General features: G+C 41.2%; 9 protein-coding genes. 7 read left to right on the top strand and 2 right to left on the bottom strand.

Annotated features, from left to right (window positions below):
* Positions 1–316: 316 nt before the first annotated feature.
* The 7 genes from OQX61_RS12510 (at position 317) to OQX61_RS12480 (ending at position 9,679) form a co-directional block, all read left to right on the top strand.
* The gene (locus tag OQX61_RS12510; protein ID WP_265842043.1) at positions 317–916 is read left to right on the top strand and encodes a sigma-70 family RNA polymerase sigma factor; all 600 of its coding nucleotides are present in this window, start codon (positions 317–319) and stop codon (positions 914–916) included.
* A gap of 131 nt (positions 917–1,047) precedes the next feature.
* Positions 1,048–2,184, top strand: coding sequence for a FecR family protein (locus OQX61_RS12505; RefSeq protein ID WP_265842041.1), 1,137 nt, complete (start codon positions 1,048–1,050; stop codon positions 2,182–2,184).
* A gap of 222 nt (positions 2,185–2,406) precedes the next feature.
* On the top strand, positions 2,407–5,898 hold the full coding sequence (locus OQX61_RS12500; protein WP_265842040.1) for a SusC/RagA family TonB-linked outer membrane protein: 3,492 nt from the start codon (positions 2,407–2,409) through the stop codon (positions 5,896–5,898).
* Between the two features lie 34 nt (positions 5,899–5,932).
* Positions 5,933–7,879: a RagB/SusD family nutrient uptake outer membrane protein gene (locus OQX61_RS12495; protein WP_265842039.1), complete on the top strand. Its 1,947-nt coding sequence runs from the start codon at positions 5,933–5,935 to the stop codon at positions 7,877–7,879.
* A 33-nt stretch (positions 7,880–7,912) separates the two neighbouring features.
* Positions 7,913–8,359 carry a hypothetical protein gene (locus OQX61_RS12490; RefSeq protein WP_265842037.1) on the top strand — a complete coding sequence of 149 codons (447 nt, stop codon included), beginning with the start codon at positions 7,913–7,915 and terminating at the stop codon, positions 8,357–8,359.
* Between the two features lie 92 nt (positions 8,360–8,451).
* Entirely contained in the window at positions 8,452–9,438 is a 987-nt protein-coding gene (locus OQX61_RS12485) for a metallophosphoesterase (protein ID WP_265842036.1), read from the top strand.
* A gap of 70 nt (positions 9,439–9,508) precedes the next feature.
* Complete coding sequence (locus OQX61_RS12480) at positions 9,509–9,679, top strand: quinol oxidase subunit 4 (protein ID WP_265842035.1); 171 nt, start codon at positions 9,509–9,511, stop codon at positions 9,677–9,679.
* 54 nt (positions 9,680–9,733) lie between these two features.
* On the opposite strand, the gene OQX61_RS12475 is transcribed toward OQX61_RS12480, so the two are convergent.
* The gene (locus OQX61_RS12475) at positions 9,734–10,231 is read right to left on the bottom strand and encodes a hypothetical protein (protein ID WP_265842034.1); all 498 of its coding nucleotides are present in this window, start codon (positions 10,229–10,231) and stop codon (positions 9,734–9,736) included.
* 43 nt (positions 10,232–10,274) lie between these two features.
* Positions 10,275–11,075 carry a DUF4382 domain-containing protein gene (locus tag OQX61_RS12470; RefSeq protein WP_265842033.1) on the bottom strand — a complete coding sequence of 267 codons (801 nt, stop codon included), beginning with the start codon at positions 11,073–11,075 and terminating at the stop codon, positions 10,275–10,277.
* Between the last annotated feature and the right edge of the window lie 199 nt (positions 11,076–11,274).

The raw sequence follows: 11,274 nt of genomic DNA, 5'->3' as shown, positions 1-11,274 counted from the left end.
CCTTGTGCGTTTCAATAATATTGCCGAAAATATTTACAGTTTTTGAGACAGTATAAGTCTGATTTTTAGCAGATACAATTGAGCATAAGGCTTAATAACCTTCGCTGCGAACACCCTGGGCCCAGCCCAGAAACATCAATGTAACCTACTTATTATCAAAATATTAAATTTAGATACAATTCCAAAGATGAACCAACAACCATTAACCTGATGCCTCTTTTTTATTTTTCCATTAGTACTGTTTTTACTAAAAAAATACACAGATTTGTTTAGTATGCCTAAACATTCATACTTTTAACAAAACAGGGAGGGTAACATGAAAACCAGGAATTCAAATGATGATCTGTCACTACTGACGAGCGTAGCGAGCGGTGACGAACAGTCATTCCGTTTATTGTTTGATAAGCACCGGGCAAATATTTATACTACTGCATTGAGAATTACTGCAAACGAATGGACAGCAGAGGAAATTCTTCAGGATACTTTTTTAAAGGTTTGGATTAATCGTGAAATACTTCCTGATTTGGAGAATTTTATGGGCTGGTTATATACCATTGCAAGGAACCTGACTTATAATTCCATTAAACAAGCTCAAAATGAGAAGAAGAAACTACTTCTTGCGGCCAAAGAATCGATTTATTACCCGCCTACAGATTACCTGACTCAGGATAAAGAGTTTGAGCATATTTTAAGGCAGGCGATCGAGCGGCTCCCACCAAAGCAGAAACTTACCTATCAATTGATCAAGGAACAGGAAATGAAACGCGATGAGGCTGCGCTGGCGCTAAATGTTTCTCCTGAAACAGTGAAATGGAACCTGGATCAGGCGATGAGGAGTGTCCGTGCCTTTTGTATGGCCCAACTGAAAGATGCTCCTTTAATCATCGGGCTATATTTTTCTTCAAAATATTTTTAAGCCTTACCCCCCAAAGTCTTTTTGTTATTGTCTATCCTTTTTTAAACCAGGTATTTTGATACTGCCTGCATTTATTTAGTGGATATTTTTTTATGAACGTAACCAGACTTGAATATTTATTTGAGCTTTCAATGAATCAGAAAGCTACTCCCGAACAAATGGAGGAAATGTCCTATTTAATGGCATTGTCTGAACATGAAGAACTGGTTAAAGTTTTGCTCTTTAAGGCCTATCAAACACCAAAAACGGAAGTGGATATTGATCCGGGAAAAAGTGAAGCCATACTTCAGGCGATTTACCAGGTAGCTCCGGTATCCAAAAAATCAGTAAAGCTTTCTTCAATTAAACCTTTCTTACCCCAGGCTTCAGTGGCTGCTGCCGTTTTATTTTGTCTAACGATTGGGATTTTATTCTTTACACCTAAAAGGGAAGAGCTCCCACAAACAGCAATCCAGCATAAGCATCCTATTGTATCCGGAGGTAATAAAGCCATGTTGATCCTGGCTGACGGATCTAAAGTTGTCCTGGACGACAAGCATACAGGTAAAGTGGCCAGTCAGGGTTCCGTATTAATTACAAAAACAGCCAATGGTCAATTGACTTATAGTCACGCAGCATCAGCTGTACCAGCCGATGGTGACAATATCATAGAGACTCCAAGAGGTGGGCAGTACCAGGTAACGCTTCCAGATGGAACTGAAGTTTGGCTGAATGCTGCATCCAGATTAAAATACCCGGTAGCGTTCAAGGCCGGGGAACGTAGGGTTGAGCTGCAGGGAGAGGCTTACTTTGAGGTTGCCAAAAATAAGAAACTTCCTTTCAGGGTGGTTAGTAATGGTCAGACTGTGGAGGTCCTGGGAACGCATTTCAACATCAACAGTTATAAAGAAGAAGGTCTACAGCGAACCACCTTACTGGAAGGAAGTGTAAGAGTGTTGGTTTTAAAAAACATGGTACTACTTAAACCAGGTCAGCAGGCAGAGGTCTCGAAAAATGAAAGCATTGCAATTACTGAGGCAAATACGGAAGCGGCTATTGCCTGGAAGAACGGTTATTTCAGATTTGACCACGAAGGTATTGAAAGCATCATGAGCAAGATATCCAGATGGTATGATGTGAGTGTCGAATTTAAGGGAAAGATTACTGAGGAGAAGTTTAGCGGAACCAGTTCAAGAGCTAAAAATATAAATCAGGTACTGGAAATGTTGGAGGAAACAAATGCTGTTCACTTTAAAATTGAAGGAAGGAGGATTTTGGTTATGAAGTAAAGCTACATTTCAAAAATCCAGGAAAGCCAGGAATCGACGCTAATCGAAATCCTGGCCAGGTCTGGAAAATCAGAATAATTTAACAATTAATCTTTAACTGCGTATTGCCAGGCATCTCGACAATGAATAGGCAAACGCTAAAACCAAACTAAACAAATGTACAAAATTTGGAAACCAAACTTATGCACTCTCCCCAGAGGCGTAAATAAACTACTATTGGTTATGAAACTGACCATTTTACTATTAACCACAGTGATCTTACAGTTAAGCGCAAATTCATTTGCACAAAAAATTACCTTATCTGAAAAAAATGCGCCCCTGACCAGGGTCTTTGAAAAGATAAGAACGCAGACAGGATATGATTTTTTAGTTACGGAATCGATGTTGAAAAATGCCAAGCCCGTAAATATTCAAGTGAATGATGAAGAATTTCTAAAGGTGTTAACGAAGGTATTTGAAAATCAGAACCTGACTTTTGCCATCAAGAGCAATTCCATCATTGTGAAAGAAAAGCCATGGTCTATATCCTTCCCAAAGTCTATCATTGAAATGACGATAGATGTTTCCGGAAGAGTTGTAGATGAAAACGGCAAGGCTATTCCAGGGGCTACCATAAAAGTAAAAGGAGAAAAACAGGGTACTATCAGTGATGCTGATGGTAAATTCAGACTGCGCAATGTGAAAGAAAACGCCATGCTTGTCGCTTCTTACCTCGGATATGTATCCAGAGAAGTTAAAGTAAGTTCAGGTCAGGATTTAACCATCACACTGACTCCATCTCCGGCTGAACTGAATGAAATCGTGGTAACAGCCTACGGTAAAGTTAAAAAAAGCAGTCTCACGGATGCTGTGGAAACCATTAGCGGCGATAAGTTAGCGAACAGACCGATACGAACAGTTGCAGATGGATTAATTGGCCTGGCTCCCGGACTGAATATCAGAATGTCGAGTGGAGCTCCTGAGGCAAATCCTTCCATTAACATCCGCGGCTTTACCTCTATCAATAGCAATGGCTCCCCGTTGATCTTAGTTGATGGGATAGAAAGACCGATTCAGGATGTTAATCCCAATGATGTGGAAAGTATTTCCTTATTAAAAGATGGTGCGGCTTCCGCTATTTACGGTTCCAGAGCACCTTATGGGGTCCTACTGATTACCACTAAAAGTGGCAAAGAAGGTAAAGCATCAGTGAGCTATTCTGCAAATACAAAAATCGGAACTATGGTGCTCGCCCCTACCCAACCTAACTCTCCGGACTGGGCGCGTTACATCAACATTGCTTCCAAAAATGGACAGCCAAATGGCACCGGAACTGATGGTGTAGATGCCCTCACCATTGCCAGAATGGAGGCCTGGTTGGCAAAAGACTGGACTAATCCTGCATTTGATGCGTTAAGGACCCAATTCGGAGATAAGGCGCAGCAATATATTGAAAACGGGCAATTCCCGACCACCAATGCAGGCTTTAAGAACTGGACCAGAGAGCAGTCTTTTGCGACCACAAAACTGTATGATGCGTATTTTAAAAAGAACGATTTCAGTCAGCAGCACAACCTGAATTTTAATGGAGGTACAGATAAAATCCGCTATTTCTCCAGCTTCGGGTATAATGATACTAAAGGCCTGCTTAAGGGTGATTTCAATTACAACAAGCGATATAATTTTCAAACCAAGCTCAACTACAAAGCTGCCGACTGGTTAGATTTCAGGACTGATGTGAATTATGTGAGACAAGAAAACCAGGGACCAAATTACCTGTCTGGCGGTGGTTCGATAGCCAACTATGAAACCATCTTCGCCAGCATGATGCAGTATTTTGCAACTCCGCTGAGGGTACCTTCCGGAAATGCTTATTCCTGGATATTGGGCGCTGCAGGTATCATGGGAGAAGGTGGACTCATCAATAACAGGAGAAACGAAATTGTACTTAGTGGAGGAACGACGATCAGACCCTTCAAATACTTTGAAATCAATGCAGACTATTCCAGAAGACAAAGTTACACCGAGTATCAAAGGGTAGATAAGATTGCTTACACAGAACTGCCTGATGGCACTAAAATCCCGAACAATCGTACCGCCAATGTGAGCAGTATCTCCAAAACAAATGGAATACAGGAATATCAGATGTCAAAATTAAGCGCACAGTATAACCGGTCCTTTGCAGACAAGCATCATTTACTAGCTCAATTTGGGATGCAGGCCGAGGAAAATGATTACAGATCATTAACCGGTAGCCGCACAGACCTGTTTGCTCAGGATGTAATTCTTGCCCTAAATGGTGCAGCCAATAATCAACAGGCAAATGATAGCATGTACGAATGGAGTACTTTGGGATTCTATGGTGTGGTGACCTATGATTTCATGGAGAAATATATGGTCAAATTTGCGGGACGAAAAGATGCCAGTTCACGCTTTTCACCGGAATCCCGCTGGAGCTTCTTCCCTTCTGCTTCTGTAGCCTGGAATGCTGCGAAAGAAGATTTCTTTCCATTGAAAAAGCTAATTTCAGAATTCAAGCCACGTGCTTCCTGGTCAACGTCAGGAGATTTAACTTCCGTGGGTGCCAGCAATTACTATACTTACTTGCCTACGCTTGGCTTTTCGGTGAATAAAAGTACGCTGTTAAACGGTGGTTATTCGAATGTCGCCAGTCCTCCTGGATTGGTAAGTTCCACATTGACCTGGGCGAAACCTACTGTCATCAATCTGGGTCTGGATATTTCTGCCTTTAGGAGAAGATTAAACCTGAGCTATGATTGGTACCAGAGAACCGTAAAAGATCAGATCGGGCCACCTAATCCATTGCCACAGGTATTGGGCACAGGCGCGCCAAGTTTAAACAATTCTGTTTCAGAAACCCGTGGATGGGAGCTTTCTATCGGCTGGAATGATCAGTTCCAGGTAGCGCATAAACCATTGGCTTACTCCCTGAAATTTAACATCAGTGATTACATCGGTTATGTGACGGAGTATGCGGAAAATAAATCCGGTATAATGAGTGGAGTCTGGACAAAAGGTGAGCAATTTGGTCAGAATTACGTGTATGATGTGACCCAGATTGCTCAGAATACCGGCGACCTCAATAAAGGAACCTTAACCGGAACTTATAACTACCCCGGGTATATCATGTACAACGACAAAAATGGTGATGGCTATATCAATTCCGGGAACGGTGGATTTTGGTATAGTCGCGGTGACGTAATTAAGGATGGATTTGACTACCCACGTAAGAGTTATTCGATCCTTCCTACAGTTTCCTGGAACAATTTCTTTTTCTCAGCAGTGCTGGAAGGTGTGATGCATTGGCGTGTTTACAACAGCACAGAATGGGTATGGGGTACGCGTGCAGGTGCTGATCTTGCTTATTTCTATACCCCTGCTTTTGAAGAAAGCACGAAATTAGGTTATTGGAACCCGGGTAATACCGATGCTTTTTTCCCTGCTTTCAATACCGGAAGAGGATCGGCAACGAATAAGTATATGTTAAATCTGGCAAATCTTAGGATCAGGAATATCACACTGGGTTATGATATCCCTCAAACCTGGCTAAATAAAGCTAAAATCAAAAGAGCCAGCATTTATTTCAGCGGAGAAAACCTGGGATTCATCTACAATAAATCATTTATAAAATATGATCCTGAGTTATTGAAAAGCGGTATAAACAATTATCCGCCCTTACGCTACTATTCACTTGGACTAAACATTACCTTATAAACTAATCTATCAATTATACCAAAATATAAACGAGATGAAAGCTTACTTCAGTAAACCAGGCAAGATGATATTCACCCTATTTTTGGTGATGAATCTTGTGGCTTGCAAAAAAGGTTTTTTGGATAAAAGTCCGTTGGACTCCGTAAATTCCACTAATTTCTTTAAAACCGCATCCGATCTTCAAATCTTTGTGAACGGATTCTATGGCCGTCTGGCTCCTCAATACAATACACAGGGTGGCACCGGTACTACCGGCGGTGGAAACAGTAATCTGGCCATGGATGCCAATACGGACATGATGATTGTACAGACCACGGTGACCGGTAGTTTGTACCGATGGGATTCAAATTCTGTCCCTGCCGAAGCGGACGACAATTGGTCTGGAAGTTATGCCAATATCAGGTCTGACAACTATTTTCTTTATTATGCGAACCTCAATTCGGAAAAGACAGAGGCCGCCAGTCATTACATTGGCGAGGGGTATTTTTTCCGTGCCTGGGACTATTTCAGACTGCTGAGAAATTTCGGTGCTGCCCCGATCATTACGGAATTACTAAACGACAACGATACGGAAAAGCTATTTGTACCGAGAGCTTCCAGATATGAGGTTGCCAAACAAGTGATCGCAGACCTGGATCTGGCGATCGCTAAGTTGCATTGGAAAGGTGAAGGCCAGGGCGCTATTGCCGGCAGGGTCACTAAGGATGCGGCGCTTGCTTTAAAAGCCAGAGTGGCCTTATATGAAGGCTCATGGGAGTATTATCACAGCAGAAAAGCGAGTCCATATGCGATGCCTGGCAAAAATGGGACTGAATTTCTGGAGATGGTGGAAACTACCGTTTCGCAGCTGATCAACAGGCACGGTGCTAAGATTTTTACCGCAGCTGGCGATAAAATGAACGCTTATAATCAGCTTTTTGCGCAAAAGAATGCAGCAAATATTGACGGGGTGTTTCTTTACAAAGTCTATGATGCGGCGCTGCTTACTCTTAGCCACAATTTCTTTTTCAAAATCCTTGACTCCGGTCCTTCGATTACCGATCACTTAACAGATACCTATTTGAACAAAGATGGTACGCCACAGGTTCCTTCAGCAACTTATACTGCTACCCTGAACCAATTGAGCACAAATCTTGATCCGAGATTCAGACAAACGGTATGGACACCAGACCGCGGTCCACTCAATCAATTAGCGGGACGTGGTGGTGATGGTGACCCTTTCAGATATCCGATTATTGCCAGTCAGGCGCCATACACAAGTATCGGTTTCACGTCCACAGGATACCGGAATTTTAAAGGGGCTGTTCTTGCACAGGAAGCTACAAAAGGAGAAACTGATGATATCCTGATGCGCTATGAGGAAAGCCTGTTGTCGCTGGCAGAAGCTAAAGCAATCTTAGGAACCATTAGTCAGGCTGATATTGACAAGACGGTAAATGTGATTAGAAATCGTGTTGGTATGGCCCCGTTAAATATGGCTGCTTTACCTGCAACAGCGTATCGGGAAGATCTTGGATTTGACCTTAATTCTCCGGCCATTGTGAATGAAATCAGAAGAGAAAGAACGGTAGAATTTGCGTTAGAAGGCTTTCGTTTGAATGATCTGAAAAGATGGGCGGTCTATGAGAAAGTAATCAACGGTTACCAGCCAAAAGGCGCCATATTGCAGGAGTCTCTGGATTATTTCAATCGCTCTGCGAGTCAGATAGAACTGGATAAAGGCGCTAACCAGACCTTGTACAGCCAGATTAGAAAAGATGGTTATATGCTTAGCGAATTTAACCTGGTTACCGGCAGTAATGTGGACAGGTTCCCGAATGGAAGAATAAACCCATGGTTTAAGCAAGCAGATTTCAGAACTGGCGGAAGAGGTCTTTATATCAATCCGGCAAGAGATTATTTAAGCGCGGTTCCTTTACAACAAATCAAGCTTTATCAGACAAATAATGCGGTTCTCAGTCAGAATCCGGGTTGGAATTAATTCATTTTACGTGTATCCATAAAACTAAAAATAATGAAACATAAAAATATATGGTATGGCCTGCCGCTAATTGCGCTCTTGATTTTTTCAGGCTGTATGAAACCACGTGTAGCACTGGATGATACCATGTGGGGTGATAATGCTACCCTCAGCTCCGCTGTATTGTTTAAATATGAAGAAGTGAAAAATCAGCTGGGTTATGACGAAGTCGTAACCGGCTATCAAAATGTAGGCATATCCACAACTTCAAATGTCCTGGATAAAGAAAAGGCCACTATAAATATTGTAGCCGTTAAGGGAACAGATCTGACAAAGATCGGCATTCGGTTTTCTCACTTTGCTAAAAAAATAGAACCACTGAATGGAGCGCCTGCTGCAGGTATCATTGCTGATTTTTCTAAAGGTCCATTTGTATATCGGCTATACTCCGCAGATGGGACGATACGCGATTGGACAATTACGGTAACTGTAGCGCCTTAAATCTACCTCAATGAATTGCCGGATGGGATACTCCCGTCTGGCTTTTTTATCCCCCGAAAAAACAACCGGGTAATTTAAAACACTTTTCAAAGATGATGAAAACACTGAATAGAAGAAAATTTATAGGTGGTCTGCTTGCCACGGGGATTATTTTACAAATTCCAAAATCGGCGATGGCCATGTTTCCATCCAAAGCAAAGTTGATCAAAGCAGGACTGATCACAGATCTACACCAGGATCTAATACATAATGGCAATGAACGCCTGCAGGATTTTTTAAGCCACATGAAAAAAACTGATCCCGATTTCATCATGCAACTGGGTGATTTTGCGTATCCTAATGATAAAAATAAAGCACTCATTGACCAATTTAATCAGGCGCATCCGGTTGCACTACATGTGATAGGCAATCACGATACCGACTCAGGACACACCAAAGAACAATGCCTCAGATACTGGAAAATGCCTGCAAGGTATTACACTAAAGAAATAAATGGCGTGTGTTTTATTATTTTAGATGGCAATGATAAAGGTTCGCCTACACACAAAGGTGGATATCCTTCCTACATTAATGATGAGCAAAAAACATGGTTACAACAACAATTAAAGGAAATTAACAAACCTATTGTGATTGTTAGTCACCAACCACTTGCCGGAGCCCTTGCTGTAGATAATGCGGCAGAGATACAGGATATTTTGAGCAGTGCTGCTGATAAAATACTATTGGCCATAAATGGTCATACGCATATAGATTGCCAGCTTTTTATAAAAAACATCAATTATGTGCATATCAATTCTGCCTCTTATTTTTGGGTCGGGAGCGAATACAAACACAACAGCTATCCGGAAGAAATTCATAAATCCCATGCATGGATTTCCAGCACTTGTCCTTATGAAGATGCCTTGTTTACCACATTAACTATTAATCCGGCCGCTGGGGTTATACATATCGAAGGACGAAAAAGTAAATGGGTAGGTCAATCCCCAGCAGAATTAAACTATACTGATCGTACAGGATTAACAGCAGGTAAGGAAATTGTACCATCAATAAGCAAGAGGAAGATTACTAAAATTAGCTAAATCAAATTACCTACAAAGGTATTTTCCCGTATTTGGCACGTTATTAGACTCTGTTTTTAAAACAAATGATATGAAAAACAGTTATTTAATATTTGCCGTAGTACTCATGATGTTCGCAAGCTCATGTTACACCACAAGAACAGCAGGAAATAGTGGTAAAGTCCCCCCTGGACAAGCAAAGAAAAGAACCGGATCAAGGTCTGCTAAACCTTTCGCCCCGGGACAACAGCATAAATATTAATTAAAAAAGGGTGCTTATCTGATCAGATAGCACCCTTATCACCTAATAGATAGGTTAATGTTTCCCTTTACCCTTTTCGCCCCCATGGCCCTTCGAAATTCCTTTGGAATGCATTTTTTTGGCTTGTCCGGGTGGCATTCCATGAGGATGGCCTTTAACCTCATAATAGCGGGGATCATCACTATATTTAATCGCCTTTTGACCTTTAACTTTTTTATATTTTGCATAGCGGACCCTATCATTATCAAAATTATGATAAGCGTCTCTTGAATTGATAACTACCTTATATCCATTATACAGATCATATCCACTGTATCTGGACGGTAAGGATGCTGAAAAATTCCACCTGCCATTATCAAAATAGATAAACTGCCTTTTAGGTACAGAATAATAGCTCTCCACATCAGGGAGATAATAATAATCTACATGATCGTAACCAACAGGCCCCCATAAGGGCTGCGATCCGATATTTACGTTTATACTCACTTGTGCTGAGGATCTCAATGAAATAAGTCCAATTGCGACCAGAAGAGTTATAAATAATCTTTTCATAAGGTTAGTCGGTTACTTTAGTAAATAAATATAAGTCTTTTATTTATTGTTTAAGCGTAACAACTCCTAAGCTGGTGTTCTGTCCAAGAGATACATTAACATTTGTAATCGTACTATCTTTGTATCCAATTACAGGAGCAAATTTTACAGAATAACTACCTGCTGCAAGTCCACCAACAGTGAATTTTCCACTCAAAGGATCTGCAATTGTACCTACGGTATCAGTTCCTGCAATAACCAATACTTCCGGATGGCTCAACAATGGCAATACAGTTCCCGATATTAAACCAGATGTAGCCGCTGTGATCCCCCTTACTACAGGTTTAAGCAAATACTTACCATTTCCGGTACTTACAATAGATTTCGCTGCATCAAAATCAAGCAATAATGAATAGGTAACCTCGGGTACCAATGATGGGTTCGCTTTAAGCTTCACTTTCCAGCCCGAAGATTGTCCGCTTGGCGTGGTTAGCGCCTGTGAAACTCCGGCAACAACAATAGTATTTCCTGAATCGTTCAGTACCAGTCTTACTTCAGTGATTTCTCCGCTTGGCATTTCTCCTGAAGCTACCAGAATATCGGGGTTACTGCTTCCAATTCTGAAGTCCAGAATATTAAAGATACTCGAGGTTGCCGCAAAGCGATAAGGTTTACCTTCTGACAACAGTACGATTTCCTTAACACTCAGGTTAATCTCATCAAAATCCCCGGGAGCATCGGTCATTCTAATTTCGACTTTAGTTGTTCCGCTTGCTGAACCATTATTGTCTTTTTTGCATCCGATAAGGATAGCTAGTCCCATAAAAAACAACGCTACTCCGGAATACATAATTCTCTTTCTCATAATTTTAGATTTTGTGAATATTAACATTTTCGTTACTCAAAGTTGAGGAGAGAACATGAATTCAACATGAAATCCTGAGTTTATTTGAGCCCGGAATTTCATCTTAATTTCATCTTCGACGGTGACATTTGTTTAGGATTATACAGACCAATAGTTCAATAGCACGCTTCGGCTTTTATATGACAAACTTCTTTATATT

Source organism: Pedobacter sp. PLR (assembly GCF_026239675.1).
Taxonomy (GTDB): domain Bacteria; phylum Bacteroidota; class Bacteroidia; order Sphingobacteriales; family Sphingobacteriaceae; genus Pedobacter.
Note: the sequence above shows the minus strand (reverse complement) of the source record. Positions and strands in the feature narration are given on the sequence as shown.

What these genes read in the sequence shown, in the direction of transcription:
- OQX61_RS12475 (WP_265842034.1), bottom strand. Translation starts at nt 10,231, where the DNA reads ATGAAAAGATTATTTATAACTCTTCTGGTCGCAATTGGACTTATTTCA.
- OQX61_RS12510 (WP_265842043.1), top strand. Translation starts at nt 317, where the DNA reads ATGAAAACCAGGAATTCAAATGATGATCTGTCACTACTGACGAGCGTA.
- OQX61_RS12485 (WP_265842036.1), top strand. Translation starts at nt 8,452, where the DNA reads ATGATGAAAACACTGAATAGAAGAAAATTTATAGGTGGTCTGCTTGCC.
- OQX61_RS12505 (WP_265842041.1), top strand. Translation starts at nt 1,048, where the DNA reads ATGAATCAGAAAGCTACTCCCGAACAAATGGAGGAAATGTCCTATTTA.
- OQX61_RS12495 (WP_265842039.1), top strand. Translation starts at nt 5,933, where the DNA reads ATGAAAGCTTACTTCAGTAAACCAGGCAAGATGATATTCACCCTATTT.
- OQX61_RS12500 (WP_265842040.1), top strand. Translation starts at nt 2,407, where the DNA reads ATGAAACTGACCATTTTACTATTAACCACAGTGATCTTACAGTTAAGC.
- OQX61_RS12480 (WP_265842035.1), top strand. Translation starts at nt 9,509, where the DNA reads ATGAAAAACAGTTATTTAATATTTGCCGTAGTACTCATGATGTTCGCA.
- OQX61_RS12470 (WP_265842033.1), bottom strand. Translation starts at nt 11,075, where the DNA reads ATGAGAAAGAGAATTATGTATTCCGGAGTAGCGTTGTTTTTTATGGGA.
- OQX61_RS12490 (WP_265842037.1), top strand. Translation starts at nt 7,913, where the DNA reads ATGAAACATAAAAATATATGGTATGGCCTGCCGCTAATTGCGCTCTTG.